At 65.8% G+C, this 22413-nt stretch carries 28 protein-coding genes; 17 read left to right on the forward strand and 11 right to left on the reverse strand.

Annotated features, from left to right (window positions below; all coding sequences use genetic code 11):
- Positions 1 to 42: 42 nt before the first annotated feature.
- The 3 genes from EUU22_RS07525 to EUU22_RS25960 all read left to right on the forward strand — a co-directional run bounded on the left by EUU22_RS07525 (position 43) and on the right by EUU22_RS25960 (position 1930).
- Complete coding sequence (locus tag EUU22_RS07525) at positions 43 to 741, forward strand: phosphatidylserine decarboxylase (RefSeq protein ID WP_129331386.1); 699 nt, start codon at positions 43 to 45, stop codon at positions 739 to 741.
- A gap of 22 nt (positions 742 to 763) precedes the next feature.
- Complete coding sequence (gene pssA, locus EUU22_RS07530) at positions 764 to 1624, forward strand: CDP-diacylglycerol--serine O-phosphatidyltransferase (RefSeq protein ID WP_129331387.1); 861 nt, start codon at positions 764 to 766, stop codon at positions 1622 to 1624.
- Between the two features lie 171 nt (positions 1625 to 1795).
- Positions 1796 to 1930, forward strand: coding sequence for a hypothetical protein (locus tag EUU22_RS25960; protein WP_280956477.1), 135 nt, complete (start codon positions 1796 to 1798; stop codon positions 1928 to 1930).
- A 14-nt stretch (positions 1931 to 1944) separates the two neighbouring features.
- On the opposite strand, the gene EUU22_RS07535 is transcribed toward EUU22_RS25960, so the two are convergent.
- Positions 1945 to 2709: an SOS response-associated peptidase gene (locus EUU22_RS07535; RefSeq protein ID WP_129331503.1), complete on the reverse strand. Its 765-nt coding sequence runs from the start codon at positions 2707 to 2709 to the stop codon at positions 1945 to 1947.
- A 144-nt stretch (positions 2710 to 2853) separates the two neighbouring features.
- On the opposite strand from EUU22_RS07535, the gene EUU22_RS07540 reads away from it, so the two are divergent.
- The 9 genes from EUU22_RS07540 (at position 2854) to EUU22_RS07580 (ending at position 8858) form a co-directional block, all read left to right on the forward strand.
- A complete protein-coding gene (locus EUU22_RS07540) occupies positions 2854 to 3282 on the forward strand; it encodes an NUDIX hydrolase (protein ID WP_245484925.1) in 429 nt (142 codons plus the stop codon).
- Entirely contained in the window at positions 3272 to 3709 is a 438-nt protein-coding gene (locus EUU22_RS07545; RefSeq protein ID WP_129331388.1) for a TIGR02301 family protein, read from the forward strand. The genes EUU22_RS07540 and EUU22_RS07545 overlap by 11 nt, the downstream gene beginning before the upstream one ends.
- Positions 3710 to 3812: 103 nt before the next feature.
- Positions 3813 to 4070: a hypothetical protein gene (locus tag EUU22_RS07550; protein ID WP_162698977.1), complete on the forward strand. Its 258-nt coding sequence runs from the start codon at positions 3813 to 3815 to the stop codon at positions 4068 to 4070.
- A 19-nt stretch (positions 4071 to 4089) separates the two neighbouring features.
- Entirely contained in the window at positions 4090 to 4866 is a 777-nt protein-coding gene (locus tag EUU22_RS07555; protein WP_129331389.1) for a hypothetical protein, read from the forward strand.
- A 70-nt stretch (positions 4867 to 4936) separates the two neighbouring features.
- A complete protein-coding gene (ygfZ, locus tag EUU22_RS07560; protein ID WP_129331390.1) occupies positions 4937 to 5773 on the forward strand; it encodes a CAF17-like 4Fe-4S cluster assembly/insertion protein YgfZ in 837 nt (278 codons plus the stop codon).
- Positions 5774 to 5794: 21 nt separating this feature from the next.
- Positions 5795 to 6406: an HD domain-containing protein gene (locus tag EUU22_RS07565; protein WP_129331505.1), complete on the forward strand. Its 612-nt coding sequence runs from the start codon at positions 5795 to 5797 to the stop codon at positions 6404 to 6406.
- On the forward strand, positions 6403 to 6939 hold the full coding sequence (locus EUU22_RS07570; RefSeq protein ID WP_129331391.1) for a tyrosine phosphatase family protein: 537 nt from the start codon (positions 6403 to 6405) through the stop codon (positions 6937 to 6939). Before EUU22_RS07565 ends, EUU22_RS07570 begins: the two co-directional genes overlap by 4 nt.
- A complete protein-coding gene (locus EUU22_RS07575; RefSeq protein ID WP_129331392.1) occupies positions 6936 to 7922 on the forward strand; it encodes an NUDIX hydrolase in 987 nt (328 codons plus the stop codon). Before EUU22_RS07570 ends, EUU22_RS07575 begins: the two co-directional genes overlap by 4 nt.
- Positions 7923 to 7979: 57 nt before the next feature.
- Positions 7980 to 8858, forward strand: coding sequence for a mechanosensitive ion channel family protein (locus tag EUU22_RS07580; RefSeq protein ID WP_129331393.1), 879 nt, complete (start codon positions 7980 to 7982; stop codon positions 8856 to 8858).
- A gap of 28 nt (positions 8859 to 8886) precedes the next feature.
- On the opposite strand, the gene nadC is transcribed toward EUU22_RS07580, so the two are convergent.
- The 3 genes from nadC to nadA are packed head-to-tail and all read right to left on the reverse strand — an operon-like array spanning position 8887 to position 12527.
- A complete protein-coding gene (nadC, locus tag EUU22_RS07585; protein WP_129331394.1) occupies positions 8887 to 9795 on the reverse strand; it encodes a carboxylating nicotinate-nucleotide diphosphorylase in 909 nt (302 codons plus the stop codon).
- 22 nt (positions 9796 to 9817) lie between these two features.
- Positions 9818 to 11410: an L-aspartate oxidase gene (locus tag EUU22_RS07590; protein WP_129331395.1), complete on the reverse strand. Its 1593-nt coding sequence runs from the start codon at positions 11408 to 11410 to the stop codon at positions 9818 to 9820.
- Between the two features lie 43 nt (positions 11411 to 11453).
- A complete protein-coding gene (gene nadA / locus EUU22_RS07595; RefSeq protein ID WP_129331396.1) occupies positions 11454 to 12527 on the reverse strand; it encodes a quinolinate synthase NadA in 1074 nt (357 codons plus the stop codon).
- A 247-nt stretch (positions 12528 to 12774) separates the two neighbouring features.
- Between nadA and EUU22_RS07600 the strand changes: the two genes are divergently transcribed.
- The 4 genes from EUU22_RS07600 to EUU22_RS07615 all read left to right on the forward strand — a co-directional run bounded on the left by EUU22_RS07600 (position 12775) and on the right by EUU22_RS07615 (position 16304).
- Positions 12775 to 13428 (forward strand): HD domain-containing protein, encoded by a 654-nt coding sequence (locus EUU22_RS07600; RefSeq protein ID WP_129331397.1) that lies wholly within the window; start codon positions 12775 to 12777, stop codon positions 13426 to 13428.
- Between the two features lie 9 nt (positions 13429 to 13437).
- Positions 13438 to 14286 carry an MOSC domain-containing protein gene (locus EUU22_RS07605; RefSeq protein ID WP_129331398.1) on the forward strand — a complete coding sequence of 283 codons (849 nt, stop codon included), beginning with the start codon at positions 13438 to 13440 and terminating at the stop codon, positions 14284 to 14286.
- A gap of 138 nt (positions 14287 to 14424) precedes the next feature.
- Entirely contained in the window at positions 14425 to 15648 is a 1224-nt protein-coding gene (locus EUU22_RS07610) for an MFS transporter (protein WP_129331399.1), read from the forward strand.
- 401 nt (positions 15649 to 16049) lie between these two features.
- Complete coding sequence (locus EUU22_RS07615) at positions 16050 to 16304, forward strand: hypothetical protein (protein ID WP_129331400.1); 255 nt, start codon at positions 16050 to 16052, stop codon at positions 16302 to 16304.
- On the opposite strand, the gene recO is transcribed toward EUU22_RS07615, so the two are convergent.
- Entirely contained in the window at positions 16232 to 17005 is a 774-nt protein-coding gene (recO, locus tag EUU22_RS07620; protein ID WP_129331401.1) for a DNA repair protein RecO, read from the reverse strand. The genes EUU22_RS07615 and recO overlap by 73 nt on opposite strands.
- 155 nt (positions 17006 to 17160) lie before the next feature.
- Here recO and EUU22_RS07625 point away from each other — a divergent pair, with 155 nt between their 5' ends.
- A complete protein-coding gene (locus tag EUU22_RS07625; RefSeq protein WP_112686793.1) occupies positions 17161 to 18261 on the forward strand; it encodes an AbrB family transcriptional regulator in 1101 nt (366 codons plus the stop codon).
- 15 nt (positions 18262 to 18276) lie between these two features.
- Here the strand turns inward: EUU22_RS07625 and era are convergent, their stop codons facing one another.
- From era to EUU22_RS07655, 6 genes are all read right to left on the reverse strand, one after another.
- A complete protein-coding gene (gene era / locus EUU22_RS07630; protein WP_129331402.1) occupies positions 18277 to 19224 on the reverse strand; it encodes a GTPase Era in 948 nt (315 codons plus the stop codon).
- Positions 19225 to 19239: 15 nt separating this feature from the next.
- Positions 19240 to 19953: a ribonuclease III gene (gene rnc, locus EUU22_RS07635; protein ID WP_129331403.1), complete on the reverse strand. Its 714-nt coding sequence runs from the start codon at positions 19951 to 19953 to the stop codon at positions 19240 to 19242.
- Positions 19950 to 20693, reverse strand: a complete 744-nt coding sequence (gene lepB / locus EUU22_RS07640; protein ID WP_129331404.1) for a signal peptidase I — start codon at positions 20691 to 20693, stop codon at positions 19950 to 19952. Before lepB ends, rnc begins: the two co-directional genes overlap by 4 nt.
- Positions 20694 to 20820: 127 nt before the next feature.
- Positions 20821 to 21225, reverse strand: coding sequence for a holo-ACP synthase (gene acpS, locus EUU22_RS07645; protein ID WP_129331405.1), 405 nt, complete (start codon positions 21223 to 21225; stop codon positions 20821 to 20823).
- A gap of 273 nt (positions 21226 to 21498) precedes the next feature.
- Positions 21499 to 21651 (reverse strand): DUF3563 family protein, encoded by a 153-nt coding sequence (locus EUU22_RS07650; protein ID WP_129331406.1) that lies wholly within the window; start codon positions 21649 to 21651, stop codon positions 21499 to 21501.
- Between the two features lie 161 nt (positions 21652 to 21812).
- The gene (locus EUU22_RS07655) at positions 21813 to 22385 is read right to left on the reverse strand and encodes a hypothetical protein (protein ID WP_129331407.1); all 573 of its coding nucleotides are present in this window, start codon (positions 22383 to 22385) and stop codon (positions 21813 to 21815) included.
- Positions 22386 to 22413 lie beyond the last annotated feature (28 nt).

The raw sequence follows: 22413 nt of genomic DNA on the forward strand, positions 1-22413 counted from the left end.
CGCTAGTCAGCAGGCCTGATTTTCCGCAAGGAGACGATCCCCATGAATTTGCTCGACACCGTCCGCAACACCATCGTTCCGATTCACAAGGAAGGCTATCCCTTTGTCGCCGCCTTCTTTGCCGGCTCCCTGGTTCTCGGCTGGATTTCCGAGCCGCTGTTCTGGGTCGGCATGGTGCTGACCGTCTGGTGCGCCTACTTCTTCCGTGATCCCGAGCGCGTGACGCCGCAGGACGACGATCTCGTCATCAGCCCGGCAGACGGCAAGGTTTCCTCGATCCAGATGGTCGTTCCGCCGGAAGAGCTTCAGCTCGGCAACGAGCCGATGCTGCGCATCTCCGTCTTCATGAACGTCTTCAACTGCCATGTGAACCGCGCGCCGGTGCGTGGCCGCGTCACCAACATCGCCTATCGCGAAGGCTCCTTCCTCAACGCAGAGCTCGACAAGGCGAGCCAGGAAAACGAGCGCAACGGCCTGGTGATCGAGACCGTGCGCGGCAATATCGGTGTCGTACAGATTGCCGGTCTCGTGGCCCGCCGCATCGTCTGCTGGACCAACCCGAACGAAACGCTCAACGCCGGCGAGCGCTTCGGCCTCATTCGGTTCGGCTCACGCCTCGACGTCTTCCTGCCTGCCGGCGCCGAGCCGCGCGTGGCACTCGGCCAGACGGCCGTCGCCGGTGAAACGGTGATCGCCGAATTCGGCTCGGCCAAGGGCCCCGTCGTCAGCCGCCGCAGCTGATCGCGGAGGCAAGGAGGGCGAGATGGAAGCGCAAGTACCGCCGAGCGAACCGAGGAACAGCCATGACGGCGCCCGCGGCCCGAGGCTCCGGGAAATCCCGCTGCGCCTCATCGTGCCCAACCTCATCACGGTGCTTGCGATCTGCTCCGGCCTCACCGGTATCCGCCTCGCCTTCGAGAACCGCTACGAACTCGCGGTGATGCTGGTGCTTGCCGCTGCTTTCATCGACGGCATCGACGGGCGCGTCGCACGGATGATGAAGGCGACGTCGAAATTCGGCGCCCAGATGGACTCGCTTGCCGACATCGTCAATTTCGGCGTTGCACCGGCGCTCGTGCTCTACGTCTTCATCCTCGACCAGGCCCGCTCCATCGGCTGGATCGCCGCCCTCATCTACGCGATTGCCGCAGGCCTCCGGCTCGCCCGCTTCAACGTGATGGCGGAGCGGGACCACAAGGCGCCCTGGCAGTCGGAATACTTCGTCGGCGTCCCCGCCCCGGCCGGCGCGCTCATCGTGCTCCTTCCGATCTACCTCGGCTTCCTCGGCGTGCAACCGACCACATCCGTCGCCTACATCGCCGCCGGATACACCGTCCTGATCGCCGCCCTGCTGATCAGCCGGCTGCCGGTCTGGTCCGGCAAGTCCGAGACGCGGAAGATCCGCCGTGACCTGGTCCTGCCGGTGACGCTCGGCATCGTGCTCTACGTCGCCCTTCTCATGAGCTTCACCTGGGAAGTGCTCTCGGTCACCGTCGTCGCCTACCTCTTCACACTGCCGCTCGGCGCGCGCGCCTGGCACAGGCGGTTCGGAACGCTGGTCGTCATGGACGACGTCGGCGAGGGCAGCGACAGCAACGAAGCGGAACTTGACCGCGGTCTCTGAAGTCTCTATCCGCCTCCCGCCATCATCCGGGCGAATCACTGTCACGTGCTTTGCTCTCGGATTATGTCCGCGTTGACGAAACGTGATTTGCCGGAACCGTCGTTTCGACCAAGTTCTAAGGCAAAACTATAAAAAAATCATAGGGACTGGAAGCAATTCAGGAGAACGGAAATGACTGGGAAGAAGGCGGCCGAGGCCGCGCCCCCGAAGCAGAATCTCGACGGCAACTACCGACCGCTCGGCCTCAAGGCCGTCGTTGCGGCGGCGCTGATGTTGAAGCGCAATTCCTCGAAGAAGGCCGCATAGCTGATCGACGGCGGTCAGAACAGCGACATCTGGCCTGATCCCGCCGCGCCGTCCGTCTTCTCGACCGGCGGCAGGCTCTCGGCGACGGCTGCCTGAACTGCAGGTCCCGTGTTGCTCACCTTGTTGACGAGGTTCGACACGGGAACCGCCTCGAAGAAATCGTCGGCCGGTGCGGCGAGGAGGTCGGTGACCTCACGCGGTTCGTAACTCCGGCAATCCAGCCAGCGGTCATAATCCTCCGGGGCGATGACCACCGGCATCCGGTCGTGGATGCGGGCGATCGAGCGATTGGAGCCGACCGTCAGGATGGCGCCGGTATCGACCTCGGAACCGTCCGGTGACGACCAAGTCTCCATCAGGCCGGCGAAGGCGATGACGCCGCCGTTGCGCGGCCTGATCCAGTAGGCCTGCGATTTCTCGTCGTTTCCCTTTTCCGGCCGGTGCCATTCGTAAAAGCCCGAGGCCGGGACGAGCACGCGACGATGGCGCATGGCCGCCTTGAAGGAGGCCTTGCCGATCGCCGTCTCCGCACGGGCGTTGATCAGCAGCGGAAAGTCATTGGGGTCCTTCACCCAGGACGGCAAAAGCCCCCAGCGCACCAGCATCGCCCGGCGCTCCGGCATGTTGCTTCCGGGCTCGCGGCGCTCCGACTGGATCACCACGAGGATCGGCTGGGTGGGCGCGATGTTGTAGCGCGCCGGAAACGCGTCGAGCTCGAAGAGCCCGAGCGCGTCCCGCACCTCTTCGGGCATCACCGACAGGGAAAAGCGTCCGCACATGCGCGGATTGATGGCACCATGGCGGCAACGGGTCAAGGAGAAGGCGGCGGGGCGTTGCAACCGTCCGCCGGATACAGCAATACTCGGTGAGGCGGCGCCGCTTCGACGGACGTCGCCTCTTGCAGGAGAGGACAACCGATATTCATGAGCATGACCAGGACGACCTTCGCCTCAGCCTCGTCGGCGATCGTCGAGCGTGACGGCCGCTTCCTCCTCGTGCGCCGGCTGAACCCGCCCGCCGCCGACCTCTATGCCTTTCCGGGCGGCAGGGCCGAACCCGGCGAAACGCCCGCCGAGACGGCGCTGCGCGAACTGCAGGAGGAGACGGGCCTCCGCGGAGAGAACCCGCGGCTCTTCCATCGCTACGAACTCGCCGCCGAGGCGGAGAGTGGCAGCGGCGGCTTCCTGCTCTCGGTCTTCCTGGTCGACGTAGAGGGTGATACCGAGGCGCTCGCCGCAGACGATGCCTCCGATCTCGGCTGGTACCGGCCCGACGAGATTGCCGGGCTGCCCGTGCCGCCGAGCATCATCGACTGCCTCGAACGGCTGGCGCGTGCCCGTGATGAGCGCTGACATCAACGCGCGCCCGCGCCTCTCCACCGCCGTGGCCGTCGCCCTTCTCGTCGCGTTGCTCGGCGCCCTGCCGGTGGTTGCGCAGGAGGCGCCGCCGCCGCCGGTGGAACCGCAGGAAAAGCCCGCCCCTTACGACAGCCAACTGATTCGCCTTTCGGAGGTCATCGGCGCGGTCCAGTATCTTCGAAATCTCTGCAGCGGGTCCAGCGAACCGGAATGGCGCCGGCAGATGGAAAAGCTGCTGGAAACGGAGACCGCAGGCGAGCCGAAACGCCGCGAACGCATGGTTGCGGCCTACAATCGCGGCTATCGCTCCTTCGCATCGGTCTATACGACCTGCACGCCTTCGGCCGTCACGGCTGCCGAACGCTACCGTGCCGAAGGCGCAACACTTGCCACGGAAATCGCAACCCGTTACGGAAATTAGCGAATAATTAACCTGTTTCGACGCGACCCCGTGTCGTTTCAGGAAAAGGCTGCTAGTGTTGTTAACACGTGAGTAAGAACTGACCGCATCGAGGATGAGTATCATGGAACCGCGCCGCAACGACATCGACGACATGATCGTTCACGAGAAGATGCAGGCCGCCCTCGAGTACCAGAACGAAGCCTGGGCGGACGGTATGGCCGACGGCATCGAGCCGGAAATCATCGCGGACGCGGCCTTCGCGCTCGCCATGCGCGAGACGATTCGCATTCACGGTGAGGAAGGCGCCGAGGCCATCCTCGAGCAGCTCAAGGCCCGCATGGTCGCTGGCGAGTTCTCCCCGACGCGCAACATCCAGTAATCGACAAAGAGGGACGGCTATGGGAAAGGTGTCCGCCCGGGCCGGCCGGCAGCGCGATTTGCGACGTCTGGTGACCACCCTCCTCGCGGGCGTCATGCTCATCGGAACCGTAGGAAGTGCGGCCGCGCTTTCCGAGCTGAAGCAGGTCGGCGGAGAGCCGGCGCAGAACCCCGTCCCAACGGTCGAGGACGTGCCCGGAGCCGCGCCGCCCTCCGGCAGCGTCACCGGCATCCCGGACCCCGACCCGCTGATCAGCACGCAGGACGACAAGGCGGACACGACGGACGGAACCGATGCGACCGAAGGCGCTCCCGAGGACCAGGGGCCGCCGCCCGAGGTGATCTACGACATCGAAAAGGCGCCGGAGCCGGTGCGCAAGCTGCGGCAGCTGATCATAGAGGCGGCCGCATCCGGCGACATCGAGCGGCTCAGGCCCCTTCTCAATCCCGGCCCTAACCAGACGCAGGTCATGCTCGATTCGGCCGATCCCGATCCGATCGCCACGCTCAAGGGCCTTTCGGGCGACAGCGAGGGCGTCGAAATCCTCGCGATCCTACTCGACGTGCTCTCCACCGGCTTCGTCCACGTCAATGCCGGTACGCCGGAGGAGATGTATGTCTGGCCCTATTTCGCCGAGAAGCCACTCGCCACGCTGACGCCGCCGGAGAAGGTGGAACTCTTCCGGATCGTCACCGCCGGCGACTTCGCGGACATGCAGGAATCCGGCAATTACAATTTCTTCCGCGCCGGCATCTCGCCGGACGGTCAGTGGAAATTCTTCACGGCCGGCGACTGACGCCGGCGCTTGCCGTTTGCCCGCCGAGACCTTAACTCTCTGACATCGCAACTTCGGAAAATCGCAGACGATGCCAGCAGCGTTTCTTCCCGATCGCGCCCTCATCCGGGTTTCCGGACCGGAGGCCGAACATTTTCTCCAGAACCTCGTCACGACCGACGTGGCGGCGCTGCCTGCCGGCGAAGCCCGGCCCGGAGCGCTCCTGACGCCACAGGGCAAGATCCTCTTCGATTTCCTGATTTCGCGCGACGGCGACGGTTTCCTTCTTGAAACCGCGGCAGGTCAGCAGGCCGATCTCGTCAAACGACTCACCATGTACAAGCTGCGCTCGGCAGTCACGATCGCGGCCGAGCCGGAAGCCGGCGTCACCGTCTCCTGGGGCGAAGAACGCGACACTGCCGCCCTTCTGGACAAGCGGTTTGCGATCGCCGGGGCGGTGCTCGGCCGCCGGCCGGGCCGGCACGCCGGGGAGGATGACAGCGCCTACCTCGATCTCCGGATCGCCGCGGGCATTGCCGAATCGGGTGCCGACTTCGCACTCCAGGACGCCTTCCCGCATGACGTCCTGATGGATCGCAACGGCGGCGTCGGTTTCAAGAAGGGCTGCTATGTCGGCCAGGAGGTCGTCTCACGGATGCAGCATCGCGGGACGGCCCGCCGGCGCGTCGTGCTCATCGGCGGCGAGGCGGCCCTGCCCGCGCCGGGCACGGAAATCACCGCCGGCGGAAAGCCCGTCGGCACGCTCGGTTCGGTCCACGGAGCGCGCGGCCTTGCGATCGTCCGCATCGACCGCGTCGGCGAAGCGCTTGCGACGGGCGTACCCGTTCTCGCGGGAGAAACCGCTTTGACCGTCGACCTTCCGGCCTGGTCGGGTCTCGATTTCCCGACCGTCGCCGAGGAGGCCTGACCGGTGCCGCCGCTCACGCAGATGAAGTCGCGGGCCTGGCAACGGATGCTCTCCGGCCGGCGGCTCGACCTGCTCGACCCCTCGCCGCTCGATGTCGAGATCACCGACATTGCCCACGGCCTTGCCCGCGTCGCCCGCTGGAACGGCCAGACTTCCGGCGACCATGCCTTTTCCGTCGCCCAGCACAGCCTTCTCGTCGAGGAGATCTTCCGCCGCAGCCATCCGAAGGCGAGCGCCGACGACCTGCAGATGGCGCTGCTGCACGACGCGCCCGAATATGTGATCGGCGACATGATCTCGCCCTTCAAGGCGGTCGTCGGCGGCGACTACAAGGTGGTCGAGAAGCGGCTCGAAGCGGCCGTGCACCTGCGCTTCGGCCTGCCGCCGCATCCTTCGCGTGACCTCAAGGACGAGATCAAGAAGGCGGACCGGATCGCCGCCTATTTCGAGGCGACGGAGCTGGCCGGCTTCGAGCCGGCGGAAGCGCGGAAGTTCTTCGGGCAGCCGCGCGGCTTCGACCGCACCACGCTGATGGTTGCACCGGTCCCGGCCTTCGAAGCTCAGAAGCGCTTCGTCGAGCGCTTCGAGGCGATCGAGGCGGTACGCATGCAAGCAAAAAAGGCGGCACCGTGAGCGCGATCGTCGTCTCCCCCCTCGCCCGCATCGCGGAAATGGCCGTTCGTCACAAGGCGAGGGAAATGATCAGCCTGCTTGCGGAAGGGCAGGATTTCCATCGGCCCGGCGTGATCGACCCGGCGCGGCACCTGAAGCTCGGCGTCAACGACATCAGTTTCGCCGGCACCGGCGATCTCGTCGCGCCGCAGGAGGTGCATGTCGCGCAGATCATCGATTTCGCCCGAAATTGGGACCAGGCAGCGCCCCTCGTCGTCCATTGCTGGATGGGCGTGTCGCGCTCGCCGGCGGCAGCACTCGTCGCGAGCCTCGCGGTCCGGCCAGACGACGACGAGGTGGACCTCGCCACGCGCCTTCGGCAGGTCTCGCCCTATGCGACGCCGAACGCCCGCATCGTCGAGATCGGCGACCGGCTGCTCGGGCGCGGCGGAAGGCTCGTTGCGGCGGTCAGGGCGATCGGCCGCGGTGCGGATGCCGACGGCAATGCACCCTTCGTTCTGCCGCTGACGCCTTCCGGAGGCCGCCTGCCATGACGGCGGCGGCAAGCTCGCCGATCGAGATCAGCCTCGACGCGGCGATCGTCGCCGTTTCCGGCGGCAATCCGCAGATCCTCGTCGTCAGCGATCCGGCGAGCGAACTCGAAAGCCTGCCGTTCGGGCCGTTCGACCCGGCGCGCTACCGCACAATGGAGATGTCGCTGCGCGTCGCCGTGGAGGCGCGGACCGCGCTCCACATGGGCTATATCGAGCAGCTCTACACCTTCGGCGACCGCGGCCGGCACAAGATGCCCGGCGATGCCGGCCCGCATCTCGTTTCCGTCGGCTATCTGGCGCTGACGCGCATGGACCCGGAACGGACGCCGGCGCTCTCTGCGGCCGGCGTTCATTGGCGCGACTGGTACAGCTATCTTCCGTGGGAGGACTGGCGTCAGGGGCGCCCGGTCCTCCTCGACCAGATCATCCTGCCGGCGCTGCGGCAATGGGCGGAGGAGGCCGGCGGCGATGCCGCGGGAGCCGCCCGGCTGTCGCGGCGCTCGCGCATCAAGCTCGCCTTCGGGCTCGATGATTTCCCCTTCGACGAGGAGCGGGTGCTGGAACGCTACGAGCTGCTCTACGAGGCCGGCCTCATCGACGAAGCGGTGGCCGATGGTCGCGTCTGGCATACCGGGCTAACCGCGCGGCTCGGCGTGCCGATGCGCTTCGATCACCGACGCATCATGGCGACGGCGATCGCCAGGCTTCGCGGCAAGCTCAAGTACCGCCCCGTCGTCTTCGAGTTGATGCCGCCGGAATTCACGCTCACCGAATTGCAGGCGACCGTCGAGGCGATCTCGGGCCGCCATCTCCACAAGCAGAATTTCCGCCGCCTCGTCGAGGGTGCCGAACTGGTCGAGCCGACCGGCGGCACCATGGCCGCGACCGGCGGGCGCCCGGCCGCGCTTTTCCGCTTCCGCCACCGAATCCTCGAGGAACGCCCTGCTCCCGGCCTCAAAGTCGGAGGACGCAGCACCGGTTGACCTCGTCCGCGCGTGCCCCATGTAGCCGTTCAGACCAACGGCAAGGGAGCACCGCGCATGGAGCTGCAAACGAACGAAGTCGTACTCGCGACGCAGGCGGCGCTGGCGCAGGCGAGCCGACTCGCCGTGCAATACTCCTTCTCCATCGTCGCGGCGCTTCTCCTGCTGTTCCTCGGCTGGTGGCTCTCGCGGCAGTTGAGCCGCTGGACCCACAGGGGTCTCCTGCAGGTGCGCGGCATCGACGAGACGCTGGCGCGCTTCTTCGCCAATGTCGTGCGCTATAGCGCGCTGCTTCTCGTCTTCGTCACCGTGCTCGCCCAGTTCGGCGTGCAGACGGCCTCGATCATCGCCGCACTCGGCGCCGCGGGTCTCGCCATCGGGCTGGCGCTGCAGGGCACGCTGCAGAACATCGCCGCCGGTATCATGCTGCTCGTGCTCCGGCCCTTCCGCGTCGGGGAATACATCGACACCGGCACGATCTCCGGCACGATCGTCGAGATCGGCCTTTTCGCGACGGAACTGCGCACGCCCGACGGGCTCTACCGGCTCGCGCCGAACTCCACGCTCTGGAACGTGCCGATCACCAATTTCAGCCGCGAAGCCACACGCCGCTTCGAGTTCAAGATCGGCATCGGCTACGACGACGACATCGACCTCGCCGAGAGCATCATGCGCGACCACGCCGAATCCGATCCGCGCGTCTTCAAGGACCCACCCGTCGCGACCCATGTGGACCAGCTGACCGAGGGCGCGGTGGTCCTCACCGTGTGGTACTGGACGAGTGCTTCGGACTTCTGGCCGACCTCGCGCGAGATGATCAAGAAGGTGAAGAAGTCCTTCGACGAAAACGGAATTTCGATCCCGCTGCCGCAGGTGACGCTTCGTGGAACGCCGCCGCAGATCGCGCCGCCCGAACGCCCGGCCGACGAGAATTGAGCGGTCGCCGCGATGTTCGCAACGGGCCTCAGGCGATCGTGACGTCCAGCCCGATATCGAGCGTCGGCGCGGCCATCGTGATCTTCGAGGTCGAGATATAGTCGACACCCGTCTCGGCGATCACGCGGATGGTCGAGAGGTTGACGTTGCCCGAGGCTTCGAGCATCACCCGGCGGCCCGCAGCCCAATAGCGAGCCTCGTCGAGACCGCTATGGTCCCGATTGATCGCCACGGCCTCGCGGAGAGTGTCCGGCCCCATGTTGTCGAGGAGGATCGCGTCCGGTTCCGCCGTCAGCGCCTCGCGCATCTGCTCCAGCGTATCGACCTCCACCTCGACCTTGACCAGATGGCCGGCATAGGCCCGGGCCGCGCGCACCGCCTCGGCCACGCCTCCACAGACGGCGATGTGGTTGTCCTTGATGAGGATCGCGTCGTCGAGGCCGAAGCGGTGGTTCGAGCCGCCGCCGAGACGAACGGCATATTTCTCCACCGCCCGGAGCCCCGGCAGCGTCTTGCGGGTGCATGTGACCCTGGCGCGCGTATGGGCGATCTCGGCGGCGAAGCGCGCCGTGTAGGAGGCGACGCCCGAAAGATGCATGAGGAAGTTGAGCGCCACGCGCTCGGCCGAGAGCAGCGAGCGGGCGGGGCCACTCACCCGCGCGATCGGCGTCCCGGGACCGACCCGGTCGCCGTCTGCGGCCATCGCCTCGAAGACGACGGCGGGATCGACGATGCGGAAGGCTGCGCGGGCAAGCTCGATTCCGGCGACGACGCCCTCCTCGCGGCTGTTCATCTCGGCTGTCGCGACTCGCTCCGGCGCGATCGTCGCATAGGTGGTGATGTCGCCGGCACGGCCGAGATCCTCGACGAGCGCCGCCTTCACCTGGTCCTCGATCATCAGCACCGGAAGGACGGGCCGGAAGATCTCTGCGGTCATGGTCGTCACTCCCCTTGTCCCGTTATCCGGCGATCTCGGCGGCCGTCTGTTCGGCATCCTTGAGCGTCATGTAGGTGCGGTGGCGCCAGCTCTCGACCGTATCGGGGCAGTCGGCGCGGAAATGCCCGCCGCGGCTCTCCTGACGGCGGTAGGCGGCGGTCGCAATGAGCTTTGCGGCGGCCACCATGTTGGAAAAGCGGATGCGGGTGTTCTCGCGCTCCAGCCTTGCGATGTCGCGGATAAGGGCCTTCAGCCCCTCGCCTGTGCGGATGACGCCCGCTTCCTCCGACATCCGCCGGCGCAGTTCGGCCAACTGCGGGCTGTCCTCCAGCGTCACCAGTTCGTCGTTTTCCCCGGCGTTCTTCGGCCATTCGTAGAGCGTCGATTCCGGCAGGATGCCCTTGATGTTCTCGGCGATGCGAGCGGCAAAGACAATGGCTTCGAGCAACGAGTTGGAGGCGAGCCGGTTGGCGCCGTGCACGCCGGTCGAGGTGACCTCGCCCGCCGCCCAGAGCCCGTCGACGGTCGTCTTGCCATCGGCATCCACCAGCACCCCGCCCATGTGGTAATGGACGGCCGGAACCACCGGGATCGGCCGGGTCACCGGGTCGATGCCCGCTTCCATGCAGGAGGCGTAGACGGTCGGGAAGAGCTCCCGGAAATGCGCGCCGACCGCCTTGGTGCAGTCGAGGAAGGCGCCGCGGCCGGCCTTCACCTCCGCGAAGACGCCGCGGGCGACGATGTCGCGCGGGGCGAGTTCGGCATCGGGATGCAGGTCGGTCATGAAGCGATGACCGGCGGCATTGACGAGGATCGCGCCGTCGCCGCGCAGTGCTTCGGTTGCGAGCGGTGCGGGATCACGGCCGATGTCGATCGCGGTCGGATGGAACTGGACGAATTCGGGATCGGCGACCATCGCGCCGGCCTTCGCCGCCATGCCGAGGCCTGCGCCGCGCGCCTCCGCCGGATTGGTCGTCACCTGGTACAGGTGGCCGACACCGCCGGAGCACATCACCACCGCGCGTGCCGGGAAGGCAACGCGGGTCTTGGACTTGCCGGCGTCGGGCCTTGCGATGACGCCCGAAACGAAGCGACCCTCGACCACCAGTTCCTCGACGACATAGCCTTCCATGACGCGGATCGACGGCGTGTTGCGGACGGCGGCGATCAGCGCTTCCATGATGGCCTTGCCGGCCTGGTCGCCCTTCACCCGCACGATGCGGCGCTCGGAATGGGCGGCCTCACGCGAGAGCAGGAGCTTGCCTTCGAGATCACGGTCGAAGGGAACGCCGTAGGAGAGAAGGTCGCGGATGCGGTCCGGCCCTTCCGAGATCATCAGCCGGGCGATCTTCTCGTCGACGATGCCGGCACCGGCGGCGAGCGTATCGGCAAGGTGCTTCTCGACGGTATCGCCGGGGCTCATCGCCGCGGCGATGCCGCCTTGCGCCCAGGCGGAGGAGGCGCCGTGGCCGATCGGCGCGGCCGCCAGCACGGTGACGGGACGCGGCGCGAGCTTCAGCGCGCAGAACAGGCCGGCAAGCCCGCCCCCGACGATCACGATGTCGTCGATGCCCTGCCACGACTGCGGCCGGATGGATTCGATATTGGTGGGCATCTGACTGGTCTCCCCCGGCCCAGGGCCGATCTTGCGGGTACTGCTATTGCTTCAGGTTGATCATCCGTTCGACAGCGAGCCGGGCGCGGCCGGCGATCGCCGGATCGACGGTCACTTCCTCGGTCATGAAGAGCAGGCTGTCGAGGATCTTCGGCAGCGTGATGCGCTTCATGTGCGGACAGAGGTTGCACGGCTTGACGAAGTCGACGTCCTTGACCTCCGCCTGGATGTTGGAGGCCATCGAGCACTCGGTGACCAGCAGCACGCGGCCGGGGCGCTTCGTCTTGACGTAGTCGATCATGCCCGAGGTCGAGCCGGCATAGTCGGAAACCGCAAGCACGCTCGGATGGCATTCCGGATGGGCGACGATCTCGATCGACGGATCGGCGGCCTTGTACTCGAGCAATTCCTCGGCGGTGAAGCGCTCGTGCACTTCGCAGTGACCCTGCCAGGTGAGGATCTTCTTTTTCGTCTTCTTGGCAACGTTCATCGCCAGGTATTCGTCGGGGATGCAGAGCACGGTGTCCGATTCGAGGCTGTCGACGACGGCGACCGCGTTCGACGAGGTGCAGCAGATATCGGTTTCCGCCTTCACGTCGGCCGAGGTGTTGACGTAGGTCACGACCGGCACGCCGGGATAGCGCGCCTTCAGCGCCCGCACGTCGTCACCGGTGATCGATTCCGACAGCGAGCACCCCGCCCTGCCGTCGGGGATCAGCACGGTTTTCTCCGGATTGAGCAGCTTCGACGTCTCGGCCATGAAGTGCACGCCGCACTGGATGATGATCCCGGCGTCGACGCGGGTCGCGTCGCGGGCAAGCTGCAGCGAATCGCCCTTGATGTCGGCGACGCAGTGGAAGATTTCCGGCGTCTGGTAATTGTGGGCGAGGATGACTGCGCCGCGCTCTTTCTTCAGCCGGTTGATCGCGTGCACATAGGGGGCGAAGACCGGCCATTCGATCGCCGGGATGAAGCTCTTGACGCGCTCGTAGAGATGCTCGGTTTCCTTGGCCACGGCCGGGGTGAAGGAGAGGTCCGGGCGCTCCAGAATTCCGTATCGTTCGGCGGCACTGCCAGCCGGCGCCTTTGCGGCGGTCGCACCTTGCACCTGTTGCATCCTGATCTCCCCGCCGTCGCCGGCTTCCATTTATGCTCAATTTGAGCATAAGCAAAGTCAAAGAAAACCGGCGCGTGCCGGTACGCTCGATTTAGAAACTTTTGTGACAAGTTGCAAGAGGCGGTGTCGTTCCGATGACATGCGACATGGCGGCACGGCGGGCGACGGAGCCGGCATTGCGCTTCGGCGGGGACGCGGGTACGGGAGGAGAGAAGCCGCCCTCCACGCTCCTGCAGGTTCCCCGCCGATGTCCCGTCCTCCGATCGCCGATGCCTTCGCCCCGCATGAGGCGCTTGCGGCAGAACTCCTTGCCCATGCCACCGACAGCGATGACGGCTCGCACGATGTCGCCCATGTTCTGAGGGTGTTCCGCAACGCCATGCGGATCGCCGGAAACGAGGGTGGCGACACCCGGATTCTTTCCGCCGCGGTCCTCCTGCACGACTGCGTGGCCGTCGAGAAGAACTCGCCGCTTCGGGCGAGCGCCTCGCGGCTGGCGGCGGAGAAGGCGGCAAATATCCTCGCCGACCTCGGATGGACGGACACCGACATCAGTCGCGTCGGCCATGCCATCGAGGCTCACAGCTTTTCCGCCGGCATCACGCCGGAGACACCGGAGGCGAAGATCCTGCAGGATGCCGACCGGCTCGACGCGATCGGTATGATCGGTGCGGCGCGCTGCTTCTACATCGCCGGACGGCTAGGCTCGGCGCTCTACGACCCCGCCGACCCGCTCGGCGAGAACCGCCCGCTCGACGATAAGCGCTTCGCCATCGACCATTTCGAGACGAAGCTCTTCCGGCTCGCCGACGGCTTCCAGACGGAAAGCGGGCGGGCGCTCGCACGCGAGCGGCACGAGCGCCTCCGTCATATCCTCGACCTCTTCATCGACGAAATCTGAGGGATCATCATGCAGGTCATCCAACTGAACATCTATCCGCTGAAGAGCGCCCGCGGCATTCCCTTGCCCGCCGCCTCGATCGACGCCCGCGGGCTTGGCGGCGACCGTCGGATGATGCTGACGGGGCCGGACGGCCACTTCGTCACCCAGCGCGAGCTGCCGGAGCTTGCCCGCCTCACGGCACTGCCCGCCTCTTCTCACCTCATGCTGCGCCTCGACGACGGCCGCGAGATGATGGTGGCGCCACCCCATCCCGACCGCCGCATGGACGTTGCCGTGTGGAAATCGATCGTCAGCGCCGCGGTCGCCGACGAGAGCGTCAATGCCCGTCTCTCGGAGTGGTTCGGACGGGAGCTGAAGCTCGTCTTCTTCGACGGCGCGGCGCACCGCACCGCGAGCGCAGAATGGGCAGGCCCGGAGACGCCGGTCGCGTTCGCCGACGGCTACCAGGTGCTGGTGACGACCACCGGATCGTTGAGGGCGCTCAATGCCGACATGGAGACTCATGGCGAGGGCACCGTCGGCATGGAGCGTTTCCGCCCGAACATCGTCGTCGACTGCGACGAGGCCTGGGCCGAGGATGGCTGGACTGCGATCGAGATCGCCGGCCTGCGGCTCGATCTCGTCAAACCCTGTTCGCGCTGCGTCATCACCACCCAGGACCAGCAGACCGGCTCCCGCGAGGGCGCAAGCCCGATGCCGGCGATGGGGCGCCTGCGCATGTCGGCCGACCGCCGCGTTCCGGGTCCGCTCTTCGGCTGGAACGCCGTGCCCCGCGGCGACGGAAAGATCGCGCTCGGCGATGCCGTGACCGTCGTCGATACGCGGCCGGAAGGCTGGGCGATCAAGCAGCGGTGACGGCGCGGCCAACCCATAACTTCCCTGCGACCCGATATTGACGGCCATCAATTCCCCTGATGGTTCATTCAGGAAAACGCGCTTTTCCGTGATCCTCACGCGCTCTATCGTCTGCTGCCGACACAGGAGACGGAATCCATGACGACCACGACCACGCGAAACCCCATGCCCTGGCTGATTATCGTCAGCGGCTCGCTGATCGCGATGATGACCTTCGGGCCTCGTTCGGCCATGGGTTTCTTCCAGTTGCCGATGCTTTCCGACACCGGTTGGGATCGCTCGACCTTCGGGCTTGCGATGGCGATCCAGAACCTCGCCTGGGGGCTCGGCCAGCCGTTCTTCGGCGCGCTCGCCGACAAGTACGGCACCGGGCGGGTGCTGACGCTTTCCGGCCTGCTCTATGCCGCGGGCCTGACCGTCATGGCTCATGCATCTTCGCCGGTCTGGCTGCATATCGGCGGCGGCCTGCTCGTCGGTCTTGCCGTCGCCGCGGGCTCCTTCGGCATCGTACTGTCGGCCTTTGCCCGCAACGTCACGCCCGAGCAGCGCTCTTTCGCCTTCGGCATCGGCACCGCCGCGGGATCGGCGGGCATGTTCCTTTTTGCACCGCTCAGCCAGGCGCTGATCTCCAACTTCGGCTGGTCCGACAGTCTCGTCTGGCTCGGCGCCCTGATGCTCATCGTGCCGCTGCTCGCCTACCCGCTGCGCGGCAATGCCAATTCCGGTACCCAGTCGAAGGCGCAGGCCCAGCAAACGGTCGCCGAAGCTCTGCGGGAAGCCCTCGGCCACCGCAGCTACTTGCTGCTGACCAGCGGCTTCTTCGTCTGCGGTTTTCAGGTCGCCTTCATCACCGCCCACTTCCCGGCCTATCTCGGGGATATCGGCATCGACGCCCGCTACGCGGTGATCGCCATGGCGCTGATCGGTTTCTTCAACGTGATCGGCTCGCTCGCTTCCGGCTTCATCGCCCAGCGTTATTCGAAGCCCTACTTCCTTGCCTACATCTATCTCGCGCGCTCGGTCGCGGTCACGGCCTTCCTGCTCCTGCCGCAAACGCCGCTCTCGGTCATCGTCTTCGCGATCGTGATGGGGTTGCTGTGGCTTTCGACCGTGCCGCCGACCAATGCGCTCGTCGCGATCATGTTCGGCACGCGCCATCTCGGCCTGCTCGGCGGACTGGTGTTCCTCTCCCACCAGATCGGCTCCTTCCTCGGCGTCTGGATGGGCGGCTATCTCTATGACCGGATGGGCTCCTACGACACCGTCTGGTGGTTCGGCGTGGCGCTCGGTGTGTTCGCGGCCATCGTCCACTGGCCGATCGCCGAACGTCCGGTGGAGCGGGCGCTGCCGGCTGCGGCGTGAGTCTTCACGATCGAACACATTTTTTAGCAATTGCGGCAAAGGCGATGATTTTTTGCCGCAATGCACTCACAATCCCGGTGTCACAAAATATTATTTTATTTTTCATCCCCTGAAGGTTGACGGAGAAGCACCTCGCGCCTACCTTGAGCCAGCTGGTTCGATCGACGGACCAACAGTTTCAACCCGGGACGCCCGATCAACGAGTCCCTGCCAAAAGGAGGTCAGCGAAATGCGTGTTGTATTCCTTCATGCCGCCCGTCCTTGGCATCTATCCCCCAATGGCGTGCGCACGGCCGGCAAATGCCGATCCGTATGTCGAATGTGACGCCGAACAATCACTGAACTTCACAAGCTGAGTCCAACGATTGTCCGCGCGGGATGCGCGGGCGGGGATATTGATTATGGAAAAGAGAGTTATCGAATATGCCGGAGTCCCGGTCGGGATTTCCGTTCCGGACGGTGACCGGATCAAGTTCATCGCGGTCAAGTTTCCGGTCATCGAGCTGGATGGCGGCACCTACCGCAACATCGTCGAGCTGCAGCTCGCGATCCACGACCACATGAAGAAGAACGGTGGAGACGGTCAGGCGATCTTCTCGCACGCCGCCAATGCGCTCTCCGGCTCGCCGGCACGCAAGGCCTTCAATGCCGCCTGAAGAAAGCCCTCGCGAGCAGCGCCGGGCGTAATGCCCCGCGGCTCGTAGACGTGCCTGCCGAGAAAGAAACCCGTCAGGCGGAAAGCATCGGCCAGGCTTTCGGACGTCGCCGCACTCGACCCACCGGCGGAAAGAAAAGGCGGCAGAGCCAGCATCTTGTCCGCCCAAGGCTCTCCCGCCTCCCGGCAGACGGCCCGGCCCGATTTCGGAGAAACGTAGACGAGCTCCTCCCGCGTGCCGGTCGCCGCACACTGGGCGAGATCGAGCCCGAAACCCAGATCGTTCAGCACTGCAAGCTCGAAGCGGATGAAGAGTTCGCCCGCTGCCTGTGCCTCGTGCAGGTGTTCAAGGATGATGTCTAGCATTCCGAAGAGATGCGGATGAGGATCGCGCTCCGGAAGAAGCCTCAAGAGCGCCGCGAGCGCCTGCACGCCGTAGACGGCGGTCGCCGTCTCCATCAGCCGGGCGGCCCGCAACGTCAGCGGTTCTACCCGGTATTCGCCGAGATGCTCGTCGAGGCGGGCGCGCCAGACGACGTCGAGCCGGTTTCCCGGCTGCAGCATCGGCTGCATGGTGCGGGAGCGTCCGCCGCGCACGAGGCCGAGATGCCGGCCGTGCTCGCGGGTCATCATCTCGGCGATGATGCTCGTTTCGCCGTGGCGCCGGGCGCCCAGGAATATCGCTTCGTCACTCCATTGCATGAGGCCGTTCTATACCAAATCGGCCGCCGGGCACAGCTCCATCGGCGCCGAGAAGGCGATCCGGCAGCGAATTCCTGCACCTGCGCGATACATTTCATCAGGAATCGGTATAGTAGCGGGAGCACGACGCCCTTCCCGATGCGAGCCTCCCCCGAATGTCATCTGACGACCGCCCGTCGACCGAACCCGCGCTGGAACCCGGCCTGCTGACACGACTGCCGGCGGTGCTGCGCTGGGCGATCCTCCTCCTGCTTTCCGTCGTGCTTGCCGCGATACTCGAAGAGATCGGCATTCCCGGCGCCCTGCTGCTCGGCCCCATGCTGGCGGCGATCACCGTCGCCACCAATGGCGCGCGGCTCTCGGTTCCACGCCTCCCATACATCGCCGCGCACTCGATGATCGGCTGCGTGATCGCCCGCGCGCTGGACCTGAAGATTGCCGAGACCTTCCTGCACGGTTGGCCGCTCTTTCTCTCGGTCGTGCTGGCGATCGTGCTGGCCAGCACGGTCACGGGCTATCTGATGGCCCGTAGCGGCGTCCTGCCCGGCACCACCGCGATCTGGGGCACGTCCGCCGGCGCCGCCTCGGCAATGATGCTGATGGCGGAGGCCTACGGCGCGGATGCCCGCCTCGTCGCCTTCATGCAGTATCTCCGCGTGGTCTGCGTCGCCTCCGCCGCCTCGGTCATCGCGGCGCTCGCCTTCCATGCGGCCGGCGGGGAAGCCCAGCCGATCGACTGGTTCCGTCCGGTCGACATGTTTGCGCTCATCGAAACGCTTGCCGTCGCCTTCGCGGCAAGCGCCGCCGGCGCGCTCCTCAATATCCCGGCCGGCACCATGCTGCTGCCGATGATCACGACCGCCGCACTCTCGACGACGGGCTACCTGCAGATCGAGCTGCCACCATGGCTGCTCGCCATCTCCTACGGCGTGCTCGGCTGGAAGATCGGCCTCGGCTTCACCCGGCGGATTCTCCGCCATGCGACCAATGCCCTGCCGCAGATCATGCTCTCGATCGTCGTGCTGATTGCCTTTTGCGGCGCGCTCGCGGTCCTGCTCTGGGCGACGCTCGGCGTCGACCTATTGACCGCCTATCTCGCGACCAGCCCCGGCGGGCTCGATTCGGTCGCGATCATCGCCGCCTCGACGCCGGTCGACATCTCCTTCGTGATGGCCCTGCAGACGGCGCGTCTCTTCATCATCATCCTGATCGGACCGCCGATCGCGAAGATGGTGGCGCGGCGGCTGAAGGCCTGACCGCGGCCCGGCCGGTCAGCCCTTGGGGAATTCGAGACCCATTTCGCGGTAACGCTCGGGATCGTTGCCCCAGTTCTCCCGGACCTTGACGAAGAGGAAGAGGTGCACCGGCTGCTCGAGGATTTCCGAGAGCTCCTTGCGCGAGGCGGTGGAGATCGCCTTGATCGCCTCGCCGGCCTTGCCGAGCACGATCTTCTTCTGGCTCTCGCGCTCGACATAGATCACCTGCTCGATGCGCACCGAGCCGTCCTTGCGCTCTTCCCACTTCTCCGTCTCGACATGGGAGGCGTAGGGCAGTTCCTGATGCAGCCTCAGGAAAAGCTTCTCGCGGGTGATCTCGGCGGCGAGCTGGCGCATCGGCAGGTCCGAGATCTGGTCCTCCGGATAGTACCAGGGGCCTTCCGGCAGCGTCGTGGCCAGATAGTCCATGAGGTCCTCGCAGCCAGAACCCGTGGTCGCGGAGATCATGAAGGTGCGCTCGAACCTGACCGCCTCGTTGGCAGCCGCGGCGAGCTTCAGCAGCTGTTCCGGCTGAACCCGGTCGATCTTGTTGAGCACGAGGATCTTCGGCTGCGGAACCTCCTTCAGACCCTCCAGGATCGCCTCGGCATCGCCGCGCAATCCCCGCTCGCTGTCGATCAAGAGCAGGATCAGGTCAGCGTCCTTGGCACCGCCCCAGGCAGACGTCACCATCGCCCGGTCGAGCTTGCGGCGCGGCTTGAAGATGCCGGGCGTGTCCATGAACACGATCTGGGCGTTCTGATGGATGGCGATGCCGCGCATCACCGCGCGCGTCGTCTGCACCTTGTGGCTGACGATCGACACCTTGGCGCCGACCAGGCGGTTGACGAGCGTCGACTTGCCGGCATTGGTCGGGCCGATCAGGGCGACGAAGCCCGAATGGGTCGGCTGATCGCCGGAATGCTCGCCGCCCGCAGCGGTCATGTTGTCATTGTCGGTCATAGATATCCATCAGCCTCAAGGGGCGGTTTTCTGCCAGACGCCCTCGCGCTCCAGCATTTTCGTGGCGGCGACCTGCTCGGCCGCGCGCTTGGAACGTTCGGTTCCCGTTTCGGGGGCGATCCCCGGAATTTCGACGGTCACGGTAAAGCGCGGATCATGATCCGGTCCGCTGCGTTCCGCAACCTTGTAGACGGGGGTGGCACCACGCTTGGCATGCGCCCATTCCTGCAGCTCCGTCTTGGCGTCGCGCCGCGCGCCGTCGGCACGGGCGGCCCGTGCGCTCCAGTGCTTCAGCACGAAGGCACGCGCGGCCTCGAGACCGGCATCCAGATAGATCGCGGCAATCAGGCTTTCCACCACGTCGGCGCGGACGTTCAGCATGTTCTTGCCGGTGAGTTTCTTGACGTCGGCACCGGTGCGGATGAAGCGGTGAAGCTGCAGCTCGTCGGCGATCGCCGCGCAGGTCTCGGCGCTGACGAGCTGGTTGAAGCGAACGGAAAGCTCGCCCTCAGTCGCGTTTCTGAAGGAGGAAAACAGGAGCTCCGCGATGCAGAGGCCGAGCACGCGGTCGCCGAGGAATTCCAGCCGCTCGTAATCGCCGCCCCGGGCGAGCGTGGCGCTCGCATGGGTAAGCGCGCGATCGAGCCGCTCCTTGTCGGTGAAGGCGTAGCCGATCACGGCCTCGGCCTGCGCCCTGTCCTCCGCCGAGAGCCCCCTTGCCTTCTTCATTGAACGACCTTGAACAGCCGATCCCAGCGCATGTTGGCCGGCCACTTCCAGACTTCGCGGAACGATGTGTCGTTGCCGAGCGAGAAGAAGATCATCGACGCGCGGCCGACGAGGTTCTCGGCAGGCACCATGCCCACGTCGAAGCGGCTGTCGAGCGAGTTGTCGCGATTGTCGCCCATCATGAAGTAATGGCCTTCCGGCACGATGAACTCGCGGGTGTTGTCGCCGCGCGAGGTCGGCGACTGGTCGAGCGTGTCATAGGTCACGCCGTTTTCGAGCGTTTCGCGGAACACCGGCACGTCCGCGCCCGGATCCTGGCGGTAGTCGGAGGTGAAGCTGCCGTCGGGCTCGCGCGGTACCGGCTGACCGTTGACGAGCAGCACTCCGCCCATGACCTGGATGCGATCGCCCGGAAGCCCGATCAGGCGCTTGATGTAGTCGATGTCGGGGTTCGGCGGGAAGCGGAAGACCACAATGTCGCCGCGCTTCGGCTCGCTGGCGAAGATCCGGCCTTCAAAGAGGTCGGGGGAGAAGGGCAGCGAATACTTCGAGTAGCCGTAGGCGAACTTGTTGACGAAGATGTAGTCGCCGACGAGCAGCGTCGGCATCATCGAGCCGGACGGGATGGTGAAGGGCTGGAAGAGGACGGTACGAATGATCACCGCCAGCAGAAGAGCCTGGATGATGACCTTGATGTTTTCCCACAGCCCACTGGCTTTCTTTTCAGCTTGCTCGGTCACGCCGCTTGGTTCCTTCTTCGCAAAATTACGCCCTGTCTAGTCGCTTCGGCCCGCGGCGGCAACGGGAAAGCCCGTGAAATTCCGCCGCACCGCCGGCGCAACGGCCGGAATGACGCCAAACGCTCCGTCACGGCGCAACCGGCCGCGCTTCGATAACCACGAAGGCCTGGGCGTAAGGAAATTCGTCGGTCATGGTGAGATGGACTACGGCCTCGTGGCCCGCCGGCGTCATGGAGCGCAGGAGCTCCGCCGTGGCACCGGTCAGCACGAGCGAGGGCTTGCCGTGCGCGGAATTGACGACGCCGATGTCCTTCCAGAAGACGCCCTGCGACATGCCGGTGCCGAGCGCCTTGGACAGCGCCTCCTTGGCGGCAAAGCGCTTGGCGTATGAGGCTGCGCGGTTCTTGCCTGCATCGGCGCGTTTGCGCTCGGCGTCGGTGAAGCAACGCCCGGTGAAACGCTCGCCGAAACGCGCGATCGAGCGTTCGACACGCCGGATGTCGGCGAGATCGCTGCCGATGCCGATGATCATGAGGCCCCCTGCACTTTTGCGGACATCATCGCGGCCCCGGTTCGGGTGACCGCAACCGGCCCCGTTCCGCCGGCAGGGAAAGCGGCGAGACGGAGAACGCGCACGCGCCCGGCAGGGGCGCGCGAAAATCCGGAGCTTTGCGGCGACGACGAGACATGGGCCACATTTAGTGTATCTGTCCGTCGCCACACAAGGGCGGACCGGCTTCATTCACCGGATCGTCACCGCTTCTTCGTTTGCGCGCCCTTTACGGCGCGCAACGTTTGCCAACGATCAGCGGCTGTTGCGGAACAGGCCGCGGTCGATCTGCCGCTGGCGGTATTCCAGGTCGACCAGGTCGCGCGAGCCGTTCAGATAGGCTGCTTCGCGTTCGGCGATGGTCGGGACGTGCAGGGCGCGGGCGAGTTTACGAATGGGAGCAAACATTGTCTTCCCTCTCTTCTTTCATCATTTCCACTGGTCACGAATATAATGGTGCAGCGCACAAAGCACCACGCATAGAAGCGGTGCCCAGCCATGCAGAAATCGCATGACGACATGTATCCAGCTAACGTTCTGCTTAATTGCGAGGCACAAGGCCCCTCTGTTCAGGGCGAACCGGACTGCAGCAGCTTCGGTCGGATTTCGTCGTCCCAGATCAGATCGCGGCAGGTGGCGAGCGTCTCTGCGGCAAGCCGGAAGCGGCGGTCGTCGGAACCGAAGCGCGCACCGGCCGGCAGGGCCTCGTCACCGTCGCAGAGTGCAAGGCCGGCGGGAATGTCGACCATCAGCGCTCCGGACGCATCCCGCCGCATGCTGAAGAGGCCACCGTCGCATTCGACTGCGCAGTCGAGCGCCGTCGCCTTGCCGGAGACCGCGCGGCACTCACCCGAAAGCTGGAAGGCCTCCGAGACGCCGCGGAACCGGAATTCGAGGTTGACGATGCTCGCCGCATGCGGCCAGTCCGGCCGGTAGGCAAGAACGCGCATCTCCGTTACATTCTGCCGCGGATGGCCCTGCAGATGCGTCTTGTCATAGCGGCGGGCGAAGCAGGTGGAGGCGATCTCGCCGGCGCGCAGCTCCCGACCGTAGAGCAGGGTTTCGTCACCCTCCGCCGCACGTGCTCCCGATACGGCGACGAGCATCGCCAGCACGCAACCGATCACCGCCGTCTTCGACATCCCCTTCGGCCTCCCTGCCCCGTCGGTG

This window comes from Ciceribacter ferrooxidans (genome assembly GCF_004137355.1).
Classification (GTDB): Bacteria; Pseudomonadota; Alphaproteobacteria; order Rhizobiales; family Rhizobiaceae; genus Allorhizobium; species Allorhizobium ferrooxidans.